Annotated in this window: 14 protein-coding genes; 6 read left to right on the top strand and 8 right to left on the bottom strand. The window is 73.3% G+C overall.

Going from position 1 to position 15,233, the window contains the following annotated elements; all coding sequences use genetic code 11:
- Positions 1–3: 3 nt before the first annotated feature.
- The 3 genes from ACQUSR_RS30260 to ACQUSR_RS30250 all read right to left on the bottom strand — a co-directional run bounded on the left by ACQUSR_RS30260 (position 4) and on the right by ACQUSR_RS30250 (position 2,966).
- Positions 4–741, bottom strand: a complete 738-nt coding sequence (locus tag ACQUSR_RS30260) for a GNAT family N-acetyltransferase (RefSeq protein ID WP_431045996.1) — start codon at positions 739–741, stop codon at positions 4–6.
- Between the two features lie 23 nt (positions 742–764).
- The gene (locus tag ACQUSR_RS30255; RefSeq protein ID WP_431045994.1) at positions 765–1,811 is read right to left on the bottom strand and encodes a peptidase; all 1,047 of its coding nucleotides are present in this window, start codon (positions 1,809–1,811) and stop codon (positions 765–767) included.
- Positions 1,812–1,904: 93 nt separating this feature from the next.
- Positions 1,905–2,966, bottom strand: coding sequence for a type III polyketide synthase (locus ACQUSR_RS30250; protein ID WP_431045992.1), 1,062 nt, complete (start codon positions 2,964–2,966; stop codon positions 1,905–1,907).
- 200 nt (positions 2,967–3,166) lie between these two features.
- On the opposite strand from ACQUSR_RS30250, the gene ACQUSR_RS30245 reads away from it, so the two are divergent.
- A complete protein-coding gene (locus ACQUSR_RS30245; protein ID WP_431045990.1) occupies positions 3,167–4,423 on the top strand; it encodes a S1 family peptidase in 1,257 nt (418 codons plus the stop codon).
- A 201-nt stretch (positions 4,424–4,624) separates the two neighbouring features.
- Here ACQUSR_RS30245 and ACQUSR_RS30240 read toward each other — a convergent pair whose 3' ends face one another.
- Positions 4,625–5,758, bottom strand: coding sequence for a DUF5954 family protein (locus tag ACQUSR_RS30240; RefSeq protein ID WP_431045988.1), 1,134 nt, complete (start codon positions 5,756–5,758; stop codon positions 4,625–4,627).
- 225 nt (positions 5,759–5,983) lie between these two features.
- On the opposite strand from ACQUSR_RS30240, the gene ACQUSR_RS30235 reads away from it, so the two are divergent.
- The 4 genes from ACQUSR_RS30235 (at position 5,984) to ACQUSR_RS30220 (ending at position 9,463) form a co-directional block, all read left to right on the top strand.
- Entirely contained in the window at positions 5,984–6,238 is a 255-nt protein-coding gene (locus ACQUSR_RS30235; RefSeq protein ID WP_431045986.1) for a hypothetical protein, read from the top strand.
- A gap of 147 nt (positions 6,239–6,385) precedes the next feature.
- The gene (locus ACQUSR_RS30230; RefSeq protein ID WP_431045984.1) at positions 6,386–6,844 is read left to right on the top strand and encodes an archease; all 459 of its coding nucleotides are present in this window, start codon (positions 6,386–6,388) and stop codon (positions 6,842–6,844) included.
- A 31-nt stretch (positions 6,845–6,875) separates the two neighbouring features.
- Positions 6,876–8,300 carry an RtcB family protein gene (locus tag ACQUSR_RS30225; RefSeq protein ID WP_431045983.1) on the top strand — a complete coding sequence of 475 codons (1,425 nt, stop codon included), beginning with the start codon at positions 6,876–6,878 and terminating at the stop codon, positions 8,298–8,300.
- A 62-nt stretch (positions 8,301–8,362) separates the two neighbouring features.
- Positions 8,363–9,463, top strand: a complete 1,101-nt coding sequence (locus ACQUSR_RS30220; RefSeq protein ID WP_431045981.1) for a hypothetical protein — start codon at positions 8,363–8,365, stop codon at positions 9,461–9,463.
- A 243-nt stretch (positions 9,464–9,706) separates the two neighbouring features.
- On the opposite strand, the gene ftsH is transcribed toward ACQUSR_RS30220, so the two are convergent.
- Complete coding sequence (ftsH, locus tag ACQUSR_RS30215) at positions 9,707–11,755, bottom strand: ATP-dependent zinc metalloprotease FtsH (RefSeq protein WP_431045979.1); 2,049 nt, start codon at positions 11,753–11,755, stop codon at positions 9,707–9,709.
- A gap of 209 nt (positions 11,756–11,964) precedes the next feature.
- Between ftsH and ACQUSR_RS30210 the strand changes: the two genes are divergently transcribed.
- Positions 11,965–12,180, top strand: coding sequence for a hypothetical protein (locus ACQUSR_RS30210; RefSeq protein WP_431045977.1), 216 nt, complete (start codon positions 11,965–11,967; stop codon positions 12,178–12,180).
- 32 nt (positions 12,181–12,212) lie between these two features.
- On the opposite strand, the gene ACQUSR_RS30205 is transcribed toward ACQUSR_RS30210, so the two are convergent.
- The 3 genes from ACQUSR_RS30205 to ACQUSR_RS30195 form a co-directional block, all read right to left on the bottom strand.
- Positions 12,213–12,608, bottom strand: coding sequence for a hypothetical protein (locus tag ACQUSR_RS30205; protein ID WP_431045975.1), 396 nt, complete (start codon positions 12,606–12,608; stop codon positions 12,213–12,215).
- 370 nt (positions 12,609–12,978) lie between these two features.
- Positions 12,979–13,902 (bottom strand): MurR/RpiR family transcriptional regulator, encoded by a 924-nt coding sequence (locus ACQUSR_RS30200; protein ID WP_431045973.1) that lies wholly within the window; start codon positions 13,900–13,902, stop codon positions 12,979–12,981.
- Between the two features lie 113 nt (positions 13,903–14,015).
- Positions 14,016–15,188, bottom strand: coding sequence for a lipase family protein (locus ACQUSR_RS30195; RefSeq protein ID WP_431045971.1), 1,173 nt, complete (start codon positions 15,186–15,188; stop codon positions 14,016–14,018).
- Positions 15,189–15,233 lie beyond the last annotated feature (45 nt).

Below are 15,233 nucleotides of genomic sequence, written 5' to 3'. Positions count from 1 at the left end.
CTTTCAGCGAGCCGGGAACTCGGGGAGTTCCCGTAGCAGCGCCGGGTCGACCAGGCGCATCGACATCAGGACGTACAGGACGGCTGTGCCGAGCCTGGGCATGTAGCTGGGTTCGCCGCACACCCACGCGCCGAGCGAGAGGGCGCCGCGCACCAGCGGCGGAACCAGGGACGGGTCCAGCGGTGCGGCGACGTCCGTCAGCACGGGCGTCCGCGGGCTGACCCGGTACTCCTCGGGTGACAGATGGTCCGGCGCGACCATCCGCCATACGGCTGAGGCCAGTTCGCCGCGGTCCCCCATCGGCACCGCGGCGATTCCGCCCACCCAGGCGTGCCCCGCCTGGAGGACGTAACGGGCGACGCCGAGGGTCATCAACGGGACGAGGACGCCGCCGCGGTGAGCAGGGTGGAGACAGGCCCTGCCGACCTCCACCAGATCGCCGTGGAGCCGCGCGTGTCCGCTCAGGTCGAAGTACGCCTCGGAGTCGAGGCGCCCGGCGGCCGCCGCGCCCCCGGGCGGCAGCAGCCGGCAGGTGGCCCCGACGGCTCCGGTGGCCGCGTCGCGTGCGAGCAGGTGGTCGCAGTGGTCGTCGAGGTCGTCGATGTCGTGGCCGGGCAGCGGGGTGCCGGCCCGTGCCCCCATCTCCTCGACGAACACGAGGTGGCGCAGCCGTTGGGCGGCCCGTACGTCGTCCTCATGCCGTGCCAGGTGGAGCGTGTACCCAGGGTGCTGCCCGGACATGGGAGATCTCCGACATCGCGCGGTCAGGCGTACGGCTTGTCCTTGGCGGGGCGCAGGCCGCCGTCCTTGATGGGACCGAGGCCCTTGTCCGGGTCGGTGAGCGGCGAGACCGTCAGGGGGCGCCCGCCCACCCCGTTGACCGGCGTTCGCGGTCCGGCGGCCGGCGGCGTCTCCGTGCCCGCGGGGCTCTGGCGCAGTTCCGGGGCGAGGCGTTGCAGCGTCTCCACCACGATGGCGGTCTGGTCGGCCATCCGCTCGCCGTCCGCGGTGTCGGTGACCGCGCCGTGGGCGGCCGGCGCCGCGTCGCCCGGCATCAGGTGCACCGGCCGCGCGACCCGGACGAGGTCGGGGATCTCGTAGGTGCGGACGAACCCGCCGGAGCCGGGAGGGTTGTCGGTGTGCAGGTCCAACGGGACGTCGACCGCCTGCCGCATCGCCGCCACGGCCGCCGGCGGCAGGTCGCGTACGGGGGTGACGCTGTCGGCGCCCAGTCCGGCCAGCAGCCGCACGCCGGCGGCGTTGGCGTAGCCCAGGCGCGCCGACGCCTTGAACCGCACCTCGGCGGGGATCCGGCGGCGGGACCGGGCGAGTGACAGGATGTGCAGCAGTCCCTCGTCGTGGACCACGAAGTTGCGGCACCCCAGGTCGATGCCGCGCAGCACGTCGTCGAGCGCGTTGCGGACCTGGTCCACGCCCCGCAGCCGGTCGCCGGCGCAGCCGCCGGTCCGCGGGGTGGGGCGCGTCGCGCCGGCGTCGTACTCCGCCGGCGGCCCGGCGGAGAAGTACATCGCGACGCCCTCGTCTCGGGCGAGCGAGAGATAGTCCCTCAGTTCCCGGCGGGTGTGCCGGAACAGGCCCAGTGTCTCGGTTGCCCGGTTGACGAAGATGCCCTGGCGGCGGGCGCGGCGGAGAATTCCGGAAAAGGTCGCCAAGCTGTTCACGGCCGGGACTTCTATTCGGAAGTCGGCGCCGTCATCGAATTTCGCGAACGAGGCGGTCAGACCGTGGTCGTCGTGCGCCGCGAAACCCAGTTGCCGCAGGATTTCCGCGCCCGGGGTCGTCGAATGCATCTGCCTCACCACCGTTCCGGATGATGACACATCGAATTGAGCGTAGCAGTGGCCCGTCGTCGCGCAACCTGACGCAGCGCGAAATGGCCGGCCTCACGTGCCGCGCACCAATGCGGCGTAGATGGTCAGTCCGGGGCCGAACGCCACGGCGATGCCGTGCTTCCCGGTCTCCAGCGGTGTGCTGCTCTGCAGCGCCTCCATGACCATCAGCACGCCCGCGGAGGCGCAGTTGCCGTAGTCGTGGAGCACCCTCCGGGAGACGTCGGCGGCGGCGGGGTCGAGCTCCAGGCTGTTCACCGCGGCGTCGATGATGGCGGGCCCGCCCGGGTGGATCGCCCACCACCCCACGTCGGAGACGTCGAGCCCGCGGCGCCCGAGCAGTTCCCGGACCATGCCGGGCAGATGGGTGCCGACCACGCCGGGGACCTGCGGGGACAGTCCCATCCGGAACCCCTTGTCGGTCACCGTCCAGGACATGCAGTCCTCGTGCTCGGCGTCGGTGCGGGTGGTGACGTCCACTACCTCAAGGCCCCAGCCGCCGCGGCGCTGCTCGTGCTGGACGACCGTGGCCACGGCCGCGTCGGCGAACAGCGAGCTCACCACGACCTGCTGGTTGTCGTAGGGCGGCGGTTGCAGGTGCAGGGACGAGAGTTCCACGTTGATCATCAACGCGGGCCGCTCGTTGTGGCGCACGAAGTCCGCGCAGACCTCCAGGGCGGGGAGCGCGGCGAAGCAGCCCATGTGCCCCACCGAGACGCGCTTGGTGTCCGGCGCCATGCCGAAGTCCCGGGCGATGCCGGTGTCGACGCCGGGCGTCACGTAGCCGGTCGACGACACGAGGCACAGGAGCCCGATGTCGTCGGCGTCGAGGGACGTCCGCTTGAGTGCGGTGGCGACGGCCTCTTCGCTGAGCGGCAGCGCCTCGTCCAGGTGACGGCTCATGCGCGCCCCGGTGGACCAGTTCCGCACGTCCTCGGCGATCGGGTCCACCGCCAGATAGCGGCCCTCGATTCCGCAGTGGGCAACGACCTTCTGGAGGAAGCCCTTCTTGGGATAGTCGTCCGGCAGGAAGTCAGGGATCTCCGCCTGGGACTGGTATATCGACGGGAGAGCCACGCCGAAGCCGGTGATTCGTGGAACCCATATGTCGTCCATGGCGACAATTATCAGAAGCACCCGCATTCGGGGCAATTCGGCGAGTCGAATGGACGTTCGCGGAACGCCTCCCCCTCACTCTCCGTCAGCTCCGGTCACGGGCAAAACGAGCGAGTTTACCCGACCGGAGGCCCCGGCGGCGGAATTCATCACAGCTTGAGTGGCCTCGAATCGGGGCGGCCCGCACCCCGTACGAATGGATGACCAGCGCGCACGGGGTGCCGAAGGGCGTGGAACAGGCCCTTGACGGCGGTTCCCCCGCGCTCCCCCGACCGGAGGACAGCGAGTTGAGCCATCGACATGTGAACAAGCGGACGGGTCTCATAGTGGGAGCCTCCGGAACCGCCCTCCTGGCAGCGGTGATCCTGCTCCCCGACGCCAACGCGAGCCCGGACGCCGACGCCGACGCGAGCCCGGACGGGACGTCGTCCGCCCGGACGTTCACCGCCCGCTCCGCGACGCGGCTCGCCGGCACGCTCGTGCCCGGCCTCGACGCGAAGGCCGCGGGCTGGTACTACGACGCGCGGCGCGGCCGACTGGTGGTCAATGTGCTGGACGAGGCCGCCGCCCGCCGGGTCCGGGGCACCGGTGCCGAGGCCAGGACCGTCGAGAACAGCATGGCCGAACTGCGGGCCGCGACCCGCACCCTCGGCGACTCGGCGGCGCTGCCCGGCACCGCCTGGTCCATCGACCCGCGCACCAACAAGGTGCGCGTCATCGCCGACAGAACCGTGACCGGGAGCAGGCTGCGCACCCTGACCAGGGCCGTCGAGCGGATGGGCGGGCTGGTGTCCGTACAGCGCTCCCGGGGCGAGTTCAAGGCGTTCGACACCGACGGCGCCGCCAACGGCGGTGACGCCATCTTCGGCGGCGGTTCGCGCTGCTCGCTCGGGTTCAACGTCACCGTCGACGGGGCGCCGGCGTTCCTGACCGCGGGCCACTGCGGCAACATCGCCCGGGCCTGGACCAGCGACCAGGGCGGCGCCCAGCCGCTGGGCACCACGCGGGAGTCGCAGTTCCCGGGCAGCGACTTCGCGCTCGTGACGTACGACGACCCGAACGCCGCGGCTCCCAGCAGCGTCGACCTCCAGGACGGCGGCACCCAGGAGATCACCCGGGTCGCCGACGCCGCCGTGGGGATGGAGGTGCAGCGCTCCGGCAGCACCACCGGCCGCAGCGCCGGCACCGTCACCGGCCTCGACGCCACCGTCAACTACGGCAACGGCGACATCGTGAACGGCCTGATCCAGACGGACATCTGCGCGGAGCCGGGCGACAGCGGCGGCGCGATGTTCTCCGGCGATGCCGCGGTCGGCCTCACCTCGGGCGGCAGCGGCGACTGCACCCAGGGCGGCGAGACATTCTTCCAGCCGGTCTCGGCCGCACTGGAGGCCACGGGCGCGGTCATCGGCACCGAGGACGGCGACGGGTCCGCCCCGGGGACCGCGGCGAACTGACGGCCGCGCCGGAACCGGCCGTAACGGAAGCCGCACCGGAACCGGCCGTCCCCGTCCCGGCATCGGCCGCACCGGAAGGCGCCGCACCGTAACCGGCCGCCGTACCGAGACCACCGAACCGGAACCGGTCGGCAGTCCGGCCCGCACACCGGGCCCCGGGCTTCTCCCTCCCTGCCCTGTGCCCGGGGCCCTCCGCGCACGTCAGACGCCCTTGTCACGGTTCCTGCGCTCCTTGGCCGCGGCGCGGCGGACCTCCTCCTGGTCCCATAAGCGCTTCAGTTCCAAGGTCCGCTCGTCGAGTTCGATCGGCTCGTCCTCCTCCTTCCACAGCCCTTCCGCCTTCAGTTGCGCCGTCTGGACCTCGACGGGCGGGTCCGGATCGAAGTCCGAGGGGCGCGGGCCCTCGGGCCCGTCTGGGCCGATGCGGATCAGCCGCTCGACCCGTGTCACCCGGAAGCGGCGGCCCGCGACGCTCGCCGCGTTGCCGCGCTTCTCGTCCAGCCGGTCGGCCGCCCCCGCGTACTCCGCGCGCTCCGCCTCGTCGAGTTCCATCGTGAACGGCGCCATCACGCGCAGCCAGGTCGCCAGGCCGTCGCGCGCGCCCTGCGGCGTCGAGTACGTCGAGCCCGGGTTGTGCGCCTGCCACTGCCCGTCCACCCGCTCGGAGATCGTGTACGCGGCCGGCAGCAGCACCCCGCCCGGATACCGCTCGAGGGCCCGCCGCGCGTCCTCGGCCATCTCCGGAGGCCCCCCGGCCGGAGCTCCGGCGAACCGGACCAGGTCCAGCTTGAGGATGCCGTCGGAGAGGCCGGTGCCGGTGAACGGGTCCACGACGAAGCCCTTGGTACGGCACGGCAGCCGGTACGACTCACCGACCTCCCCCGGATCGGGGTCGGAGGGGCGGGGCGGCTCCGGGCCGCTGTCCCCGGCCCGGATGAAGTGCGAGGCGCGTACGATCCGTCGTCTCTCGCCCTGGACGCGCAGATCGTCGACGACCTCCCGGTCCATGCGCAGCGCCGCCGCCATCCACCTCCGGTGCGCCTTGTCCTCCCCGGCCTCGGCGGCCTCGGCGGCCTCGGCGGCCCGCTGCCGGAAGTAGGAGCCGAGTGAGTCCCGCGCCTGCTGCGGAGTGCCGTTCCCGTAACCGGACAGCTCCCAGCCTCCCGCCTCCAGCTCCTTCGCGTGGAAGAACTCCGGCGCCCCCAGACCCATCAGCTTGGGATACCGCTCCCTGGCCTGCCACGCCTCCTGCTCGGCGAAGGCCGCGATCGGACCGTCCTGCAAGGTCACCCGCACCGTCAGATAGGCGGGGACCTCGTCCTCGTATCCACTCATGGACCGAATGTGCACGAGTGGCGGCGGGTGCGCCCCGTGAATCGGAGATTCCACACGCGCTGGTGAACGGGTGTTGCGGCTGCTGCGGAAGACCGGCTATGACGCGCCGGACCCCACGGTCGGCGGCATGCGGCCGCCGGGATGGTGGAACGCGACGTGACCCCCCGCGGTCCGCCTCGTTGTGCGGACCGCGAACCCCCCACACAAGATCATTCGGAGTGTCTGATGACCCGCATCGCACGCCGCGGCGCCGCCCTGGCCGCCGTCGTCACCGCCGCCCTCAGCCTCTCGGCCGCCCCGGCGGCGGCGGACGACGGCCTCGTCGCGACCATCCTCATCCCCGTCACCCGATCCGTCGCCGAGGCCGACCGCTGCGTCGCCGAGTACACGACCCGCCACCTCGACTCGGCCCTCACCGGGAACGGCCCCGGACTGCCCCTCGGCACCGCTCTCCGGTGCGCGGGACGCATCGGCCGCTAGCGACGGCCCGGAGCACGTCCGCGCGGCATCACCGCCGCCGGCTCCGCCGGCGCCTCGTCAGCGGCTTCCCGCCCCCGGTTGCCGCAGGTGAGGCGCTGGTCAAGGCTGGAGGAAGGGGCCCCGGACCCCTGGGCCGGAGGAGAGGCGGTGGACGATCGAGTGCCCGCCGACCGGCCTCCCGGCAGCGGCCACCGGGCCGTGCCGCACACCGCGGACACCCGCCTGGAGGCCTGGTCCACCACGCCCGAGGGATGCATCGCCGAAGCCGTGCGCGCGATGGTGGAGGGCTTCGCCGACACCTCCGCGGCCGGCTTCGTGGCCGAACGGGAGTGTTCGGTCACCGCCGGCACCGACGCGGACGTGCTGTGCGCGGTGCTGGAGGAAGTCATCTCCAGGATGGACATCGACGGGGAGATCCCCCTGGACGTGGCGGTGGAGCCCATCAGCGCGGAGGACGGCCGCCGTACCACCACGGTCCGCTTCCGCATGGTCGACGCCGCCGCGGCGGCACCGGTCGGAGCCGTCCCCAAGGCCGTCGCGCTGCACGGCCTCCGCCTGGAGGGCGCGCCGGGGAGGTGGAGCTGCCACGTGACGGTCGACGTCTGACACCGCGATGGCCGGACTGGAGGCGCGGAGCATGGAGATCACCCTGGTGGAGGAAGGCTCGTTCCGCTTCGTCATCGAGCGGCGAGGGCCCATGCGGGTGCCCGGAGTGGTGTTCGGCTCGAAGGACCTGCTCCCCCAGATCGCCGGCGACCAGGCGCTGGAGCAGGTCGCGAACGTGGCGACGCTGCCCGGGATCGTCCGCGCGTCCTTCGCCATGCCCGACGTGCACTGGGGGTACGGCTTCCCCATCGGCGGAGTGGCCGCCACCGACGTCGCGGCGGGCGGCGTGATCTCGCCCGGCGGCGTCGGCTTCGACATCTCCTGCGGCGTCCGGCTGCTGGCGGCCGGCATCGACCGCGGACCGCTGGCCCGCAGGTTGCCGCGGCTGATGGACATCCTCGACGCCACCATCCCGCGCGGCATGCGACGTGGCGGCCTGTGGCCGCTGTCCGGCCGCGGGGAGGTGGACGGGCTGCTGACCGGCGGCGCCCGGTACGCGGTCGAGCACGGCCACGGCGTGCCGCGCGACCTCGCGCGCTGCGAGGACGCCGGCGCCCTGGCCGGGGCCGATCCGGCGCAGGTCGGGACGCGGGCCGTGGAGCGGGGGCTCGGCCAGGTGGGCAGTCTCGGCTCGGGCAACCACTTCCTGGAGGTGCAGGCGGTGGACCAGGTGTACGACCCGGCCACCGCGGCCGCCTTCGGGCTCCGGCCCGAGCAGGTGTGCGTGATGATCCACTGCGGCTCGCGCGGTCTGGGCCACCAGGTGTGCACCGACCACGTGCGGGTGATGGACCAGGCGATGCGCCGCTACGGCATCGAGGTCCCGGACCGGCAGCTGGCCTGCGTGCCCGTGGAGTCCCCGCCCGGCCGCGCCTACCTGGGGGCGATGGCGGCGGCCGCCAACTACGGCCGCGCCAACCGGCAGCTGCTCTCCGAGGCCGCTCGCAGGGCGTTCGCCACCGCGGCGGAGACGGGCCTCGACCTGGTGTACGACGTCTCCCACAACATGGCGAAGCTGGAGACCCACGAGGTCGACGGCGCGCCGCGCCGGCTCTGCGTCCACCGCAAGGGCGCCACGCTGGCGCTGCCGCCGGGTGCCCCGGGTCTGCCGGACGATCTCGCGGCCGCCGGCCAGCCCGTGCTGATCCCCGGCACCATGGGCACCGCTTCCTACGTGATGGTGGGCATGCCCGGCAACGACGCGTTCTTCTCGGCCTGCCACGGCGCGGGGCGGGTGTGGAGCCGCCACAAGGCGCTGCGCATGGTGCGCGGGCAGCAGCTGCGCGACGAGCTGGAGTCCCGGGGCATCGCCGTCCGCCCGTCCTCCTGGCGCGGACTGGCCGAGGAGGCACCCGACGCGTACAAGGACGTCGACGCGGTGGCCGCCGCCACCGAGGGCGCCGGGCTGGCCCGCGTCGTCGCCCGTCTCGTACCCCTCGGCGTCGTCAAGGGCTGACGCGGTCTACTGGAAGCGGGGACACCGAGAGTGGAAGCGGGGCGCCGAAAAGGGGAGCGATCGTGAAGCTGACCTTTCTCGATCCGGTGTACGCGAGCCCGGGCCCCTACGCCTGCGCCTATCTGGACACCTCGCGCGATGTCGACGACCCGGAGACGGCCATGGGGCTGCGACGGCGGCACGTGCGCGAGGAGCTGGCCGGGCAGGGGGCCGACACCGCCACCGTGGCCGCCGTCGCCGGGGCGGCGGGCGCCGACCGGCGGGTGGCCGGGCGGCACGGGCAGGCGATCTTCGCCAGCCACGGCCATCTGGTGCTGGTGGACGAACTGCCCGAGCCACCGGCGCACGACGCGGCCCGGTTCACCCGGCTGCCCGACGTCCTGCCGCTGGTGGTGCAGCACGCGCCCGACATCCCGTACACCGCGGCGGCCGTGCACCGTGTCACGCACGCGGACACCGGTGCGCCGGAGGAGCTGGAGGTGGACTTCCAGGCGGGACGGTGGCCCAGCAGCATGGTCTCGCCCGGGGTCCGCCACCACCGGCGCGGTCCCGCGGATCAGTGGCCGCGCGGCGCCGCCCGGATCGCCGCCGAGCTGGCGGAGCTGGCGTACGGCAGCGACGCCGAGGCGATCGTGGTGAGCGGCACGCCGTGGGCGCGCAACGTGCTGGTCAACCGCCTTCCCCGGCAGTTGCGCGAGCGCGTCGTCGCGGTCGCGGGCGACGGGCGCGGCGCCGGCCCGGGCCGCGCGCTGATGGAGCGGGAGCTGGAGGCGGCGTTCCGGGGGAGGCTGAGCGCGCGGGACCGGGCCCGGATGGAGACGTTCCTGGCGCAGCGGGCCCGTGGCGGGGGCGCGGTCGAGGGGATGGCCGACGTCGTGGCCGCGTTGCAGCGCGGCCAGGTGAGCGCGCTGCTGCTCAACACCCCCGTCCAGTTCTGGGGGCCGCTGTGGACCGGCTCGGAGCCGACGGAGATCGCCCTGTCGCCCGCGGAACTGGAGTCGTTCGGCGTGCTGGGCTGCCAGGAGGGCCCGGCCGGGGCGGCGCTGATCCGCGCGCTGGTCCGCACGGGGGCGGAGCTGGTCGTCGTGCCGCGCCGCGAACTGCCGCTGGAGGAGGGCGTCGGGGTGCTGCTGCGGTACACCGACCCGGGCACCCGGCCGTGACGTCGGCGCGGCCGGGGCGGCGTGGTCGCCGCGGCCGGGGCGGCTCGGTGGCCGCAGCCGATCCGGCGTGGCCTCCGTGGCCTCCGGCGCAGTGGCCGTGGCCGATCCGGCGCGGCCGCAGTGGCCTCTGGCCCGGTGGCTGTGGCCAGTCCGGCTCGGTCGCCTTGGCCGCGGGCGCATTGGCCGTGGCCGATGCGGCTCGGTGGCCGTGGCCTCCGGCGCATTGGCCGCGGCCGGTCCGGCTCAGTGGTCGCCGGGCCGCCGCGCCTCGTGCGGGTCCGGCTCCGGCTGCTCTTGCTCGCGCAGGTCGTGCCGCTCCTCGCGCAGGTCGGTCTGCCGCTCCTTGCGCAGGTCCGGCCGCCTGTCCTCGCTCCGGTCCGGCTGCCGCTCCTTCGCCAGGACGTCGAGGACCATGGCCCCGTCGACGGTCTCCCGTGCGACGAGGAGGGCGGCGAGCCGGTCCAGTGCCGTCCGGTGGGCGCGCAGCAGGGCGACGGCGCGTTCTTCGGCCTGCCGCACCAGACGTGCGACCTCTTCGTCGACGAGCCGCTGGGTCTGCTCGGAATAGGGCCGCCACTGGGGCTCGTCCGCCGGTTCGCCGACGAACTGGGGGCGGCTGGCGGCGTAGCCGACCGGTCCCAGTTCCGGGGAGAGCCCGAACTCGCGCACCATACGGACGGCGATCTGGGTGGCCGCGGCCAGGTCGTCGGCGGCCCCCGTCGTCCCCTCGCCGAAGACGACCAGCTCGGCGGCCCGGCCGCCCAGGCGGACGGTGAGCAGGTCGCTGAGGTAGCTCTCGCTGTAGAGGTGCCGCTCGGCCTCCGGGAGCTGCTCGGTGGCGCCGAGCGCCGGGCCGGAGGGCAGGATGGTCACCTTCGCCACCGGGTCGGCGTGCTCGCACAGCGCCGCGGCAAGCGCGTGTCCGGACTCGTGGACCGCGACCGAACGGCGTTCCTCGGGGAGCAGGGCGTTGGAGGACTCCCGGCGGCCGAGCAGGATCCGGTCGCGGGCCGCGTCGAGGTCGTCGGGGCCGATGGTCGACCGGTCGGCGCGCACCGCGTTGATGGCCGCCTCGTTCACCAGGTTGGCCAGGTCGGCGCCGGAGAAGCCGGGGGTGGCTCGGGCGATCACGCCCAGGTCGACCGCGGCTGACATGGACTTTCCTCGGGAGTGGACGGCCAGGATCGCGGCTCGCTCGGCCTGGTTGGGCAGCGGGACGGTCACGTGCCGGTCGAAGCGGCCGGGGCGCAGCAGGGCCGTGTCGAGGGCCTCGGGCCGGTTGGTGGCGGCCAGGACGACGATGCCGGTGCTGACGTCGAAGCCGTCCATCTCGGCCAGCAGCTGGTTGAGGGTCTGCTCGCGCTCGTCGTTGCCGCTGATCCGTACGGCGCTCCGGCGGCTGCCGACGGCGTCGATCTCGTCGATGAAGATGATCGAGGGAGCGCGCTTGCGTGCCTCGCCGAACAGGTCGCGCACCCGGGAGGCGCCGACGCCGACGAACATCTCGACGAACCCCGAGCCGGTCACCGACAGGAACGGCACGTCGGCCTCCCCGGCGACGGCCCGCGCGAGGAGGGTCTTCCCGGTGCCGGGCGGCCCGACCATGATCACGCCGCGCGGCCCCTTGGCGCCCGCCGCGGCGTAGCGGCCGGGGTTCCGCAGGAAGTCGACGACCTCGTTGACCTCCTGTTTGACGCCCTCGTAGCCGGCGACGTCGTCGAACCGGGTGGTCGGCCGCTCCGCTTCGATGATCTTCGCTCGGGACCGCCCGATGGCGCTGATGCCGCCCGTCAGCGACCGTGCCGCCCGCCGCCCGGTCCACAGCAGGAGACCGCCGAGCAGCAGCAGCGGCAGGAACAGCACCGCGAGCGTCACCAGCGCGTTGCCGCCGCCCTCGCTGTCCCGGGTGGCCGTGATCCGCACGTCCTTGTCCTGGAGATCCTGTTCGAGGCCGCGGTTGTCGAGCGCGGTGGGGATCTGGGTGGTGAATTTCGTGCCGTTCTTCAAGGTGCCGTGCACCTCGCCCTTGTCGTCGATGCTCACGGTCCGCACCTGGCCGACGTCCACCTTGCCGACGAAGTCGGTGTAGCTGTACGAGGTGGGCTTGTCCCCCGCCGGGGTCCGTACCAGCAGCAGGACGACGAACACGACCACCAGGGCGAGGGGCAGCAGCCACCGCCGCCAGGCGGGAGGGGACGTGGTCGGGCGCGGAGGCTGGGGCGGCTCGCGCGGGGGCCCCGGCTTGGCCGACCGTGTCGGGTGCCGGCGGGAGAGGCGTACGCGTGTGATCACGGCAGCTCGCCCCGATCGGGTCCAGGATCTGTGTCTCTCCCTGCCAGGGTAGGTTTCCGGCCCGACCATTTTGCCCCCTTTTGCGAACTAGGGGTCGAATGACGAGTCTGGAAGTACGGCGCGAGAGGGGACGCCACCCACTACGGCCTGATCACACCCGCCGAATAGGAACCTGACCGGTACGTACCAGCACGACGTCGCGGAGGCCGATGATGACGACCGACAACCCCGCCGCCCAGCAGGTCCCGGAAGGCCACGCCGAGCGGCTGCGCCTCCTGGAAGCGCAGGTCCAGACCCTGGCCGACGCCGTCCGGGCCCTCGCCCAGGGCCTTGAGCAGATTCCGTCCGAGGACCGGGGGCCACAGGACAGCTCCGCGCGTGGCGCGCGGCTGGCGCACGAGCTGCTGCTCGCGCAGGGCCTGTAGCCGTCGCCCCGCGCCGCCCGGCGATGACCGCGTCATCGCCAGCGCTGCGCGCCGCCGTCCTTGAGCAGGGCTTCCGTGATCAGCCGCACTCCGCACGCGAGGCGGTTGAGCTGCTCCAGCTCGGTCGCGTACATCCTGATGCTGCTTTCGATGATCGTCTCGGCGACCCCGAGCCCGGGCAGTTCGGCCCGGGAGGTCCGCAGCGCGACCCGCACGGCGCGGATCTCGTGCTGGAGCTGGATCTGCGCGTGCCGGGCGAGCAGGACGGGGTGCCGGGTGAGCGTCGGGTATCCCGCGTAGCGGGCCGGCAGGAGGTCCCGGAGCCACCGGGCCGCCGCACGCTCCCAGTCCCGCGTCCCGGGGGCCGGAACCTGGCAGGGCCAGGCCGCGTTGATCGGTGAGGAGGTCTGGGTCATCGTCTGGGACATCGCCGTCGCTTCCGGAGCTGAGGGTTCTGGTCGCGGGGACCAGATGATGACCGGCGGCCCCGGCCCAGGGGTTGACCGGGGGCCGCCGGGGGCATCCGAGGGGAGCGGACTGCCCGAACGGAACACCGCCGGGCCGACGAGGAGGGTAGTCGTCCCAGGGTGTTCGTCCACTTGGCTCCCGGGGCTCGCCGTCGCGAGCGCTGTTACCGGCTCCAGCCCCGTGAGGCCCAGGTGCCACACGTAGTAAATATATATACTGCGAAGTACGCAAGGACATGAAAAATTTCATGCATCGCGGGGCCTGAAAAAACGCCCCCGCTTCCGCGCGTGGCGCCCCGCCGCGGAGGCCGGAGAGGCCAAGCCCGCCGGGTCACTGGTCCAGGAAGAAGTCGTGCTGCTCCGCGGCCTGTTCGTACTTCTCCAGCCGCAGTTGGGTGCGCTCGGGATCGGCGTCCGCCATGGCCTGGAGGATGGCCGCGGCCAGGACCCCCGGCGCCGAATACGAGTCGAAGACGAGGCGCGATCCGGTGCCGGCGGTGAGCGCCACCTCGGCCTCCTCCACCAGCGGCCCGAGCGTCAGGTCCGTGATCAGCGCGACGCGCAGCCCGGTACGGCGCGCGGCCCGCATCGCCGCCAGGGTCTCGTGGGCGTGCCTGGGCATCGCGAACGCCAGCACCCACGTCCCGCCGGCCTCCCGCGACTGGAGCAGCGCGTCATAGGCCACGCTGCCGCCGCGGGACACCAGGCGCACGTCCGGGTGGATCCGCTTGGCCGCGTACGCGAAGTACTCGGCCAGCGAGACGGAGATCCGCAGGCCCAGGATCGTCAGGGGGACGGACCTGGCGAGTTCGCGGCCGACGTCGAGCACCTGGTCGGTGTCGGCGAACACCCGGCGCAGGCTCTCCAGGTTCGCGATCTCGGCGTCGACGGCCGCCTGCAGCTCGTTGCGGCGGATCTCCTCCCGCGTCCCCGGGGCGCCGGCGACCGCGCTCAGCGCGATCGGCTGCAGCGCCTCCCTGAGCGCGGGGTACCCGCTGAAGCCCAGGGAGGACGCGAAGCGGGTCACCGACGGCTGGCTCACGCCGACCCGCTCCGCGAGGTCCGTGATCGACAGGAACGCGGCCTCGGTGAGGTGGTCGGTGATGTACTGCGCGATGCGCCGCTGCGCGGGAGACAGCCGGTGGCCGCCGAACAGGGCGCGCACCTTGTCCGCGGGCAGCGGCTCCGCCTCCGCGGACCGCTTTCCCGGGGTGATCGCGGACGCCTGCGCGCGTGCCTGCTGCCCTGATGACACGGGAGTGCCTCCTTCTCGACCCTCTCCCGCTCAACATAGCTCACGCACCGTGGTCGCCAGCGACGGAGATTCTCGGGGCGGGAGGAGCGCGGGAGTCCGCCCGCGGACGGCGATCAGCCGCAGTTGCCCGTGGAGGGCCTGCCCGCGAAGCGGTCCGCGAGCCATTCCATGGCCGGGAAGGCGCCCACCGTCACGCCCGTGATGTGGCCGAGCGGATAGGTCCGCCACTGGACCTGGGCGCCCTTGGCGCACCAGTCCGCGCGCAGCCCCTTACCGACCTCGTACGGGATCAGCTCGTCGACCAACCCGTGGTAGAGGTACACCGGGTGGTCGGGCGCCCGGGTGCCGAGGTCGCTCTCGCGCAGCCGCCGCTGCCAGTCGGCCTCGTCCAGCGGGTTCTTGACCGTCACGTCGGAGACGCGCTTGAAGAGCCCGGCCACGGTGTCGATGGCGACGCAGTTCCTCCGCATGAAGTCGACGTGGTGGCGGCCCTGGTCGTTGAGGTACCTGTCGAGGTCCAGCTCCGGGAAGGCGGCGTTCTGTCCGGTGGCCGCCATCAGGACCAGCCCCGCTCCGACGTTGCCGTTGTTGAAGTCGGCGGTCTTGAGCAGGTCGGCGGGGACTCCGCCGGTCGCGGTGCCCTTCACCTTCAGCTCGGGGGCGTAGGAGGCGTGGAGCTCGGCCGCCCAGCCGGAGGCCTGACCGCCCTGGGAGTAGCCCATGATGCCGACGGGCGAGTCCTTCGACAGGCCCGCGCCCGGCAGCCGCTGGGCGGCGCGCGCCGCGTCGAGGACGGCCTGCCCCTCGGCACGGCCGACGGTGTAGGTGTGGTCGCCGGGGGTACCGAGGCCCTCGTAGTCGGTGACGGCGACGGCCCAGCCGCGCCGCACCACCTGGTTGATCAGGCTGGCCTCGACGGTCGTGCCGTGCGGGAAGCCGGCCGAGGGGGCGCACTGGTCGCCGAGGCCGACGGTGCCGACGGCGTAGGTGACGATCGGGCGCGGTCCCCTTCGGCCGTCGTCCGGGACGATGACCGTGCCGGAGACGGTGTTCGGGGCGCCGGTGGCGGTGGTGGAGCGGTACTCGACGTGCCATGCCCTGGTGTTCGTCGGCTGGCCGGGCAGCGGGTGGAAGGAGGTCGGCGCCGAGCTGACGATGTCGCCCGGCTTGCCCGCCGGGGCGCCGGCGGCCGCGGGTGCCAGGGCCTGGGGCAGCGCCAGAGAGAGGGTCAGGGCCCCCACGGCCGCGGCGAGTCGGCGGTGGCTGCGCGGGTGTCGGAGGTACATGCGGCTCTCCCAACGGTCACGGCCTGGATGGTGAGGGGACCGTAG

The organism is Streptomyces sp. P1-3 (assembly GCF_050613155.1).
In the GTDB taxonomy this organism is placed as follows: Bacteria; Actinomycetota; Actinomycetes; order Streptomycetales; family Streptomycetaceae; genus Streptomyces.
Note: the sequence above shows the minus strand (reverse complement) of the source record. Positions and strands in the feature narration are given on the sequence as shown.

Coding starts and splice junctions, on each gene's coding strand:
- ACQUSR_RS30260 (WP_431045996.1), bottom strand. CDS start 741: ATGTCCGGGCAGCACCCTGGGTACACGCTCCACCTGGCACGGCATGAG.
- ACQUSR_RS30255 (WP_431045994.1), bottom strand. CDS start 1,811: ATGCATTCGACGACCCCGGGCGCGGAAATCCTGCGGCAACTGGGTTTC.
- ACQUSR_RS30250 (WP_431045992.1), bottom strand. CDS start 2,966: ATGGACGACATATGGGTTCCACGAATCACCGGCTTCGGCGTGGCTCTC.
- ACQUSR_RS30245 (WP_431045990.1), top strand. CDS start 3,167: ATGACCAGCGCGCACGGGGTGCCGAAGGGCGTGGAACAGGCCCTTGAC.
- ACQUSR_RS30240 (WP_431045988.1), bottom strand. CDS start 5,758: ATGAGTGGATACGAGGACGAGGTCCCCGCCTATCTGACGGTGCGGGTG.
- ACQUSR_RS30235 (WP_431045986.1), top strand. CDS start 5,984: ATGACCCGCATCGCACGCCGCGGCGCCGCCCTGGCCGCCGTCGTCACC.
- ACQUSR_RS30225 (WP_431045983.1), top strand. CDS start 6,876: ATGGAGATCACCCTGGTGGAGGAAGGCTCGTTCCGCTTCGTCATCGAG.
- ACQUSR_RS30210 (WP_431045977.1), top strand. CDS start 11,965: ATGATGACGACCGACAACCCCGCCGCCCAGCAGGTCCCGGAAGGCCAC.
- ACQUSR_RS30205 (WP_431045975.1), bottom strand. CDS start 12,608: ATGTCCCAGACGATGACCCAGACCTCCTCACCGATCAACGCGGCCTGG.
- ACQUSR_RS30195 (WP_431045971.1), bottom strand. CDS start 15,188: ATGTACCTCCGACACCCGCGCAGCCACCGCCGACTCGCCGCGGCCGTG.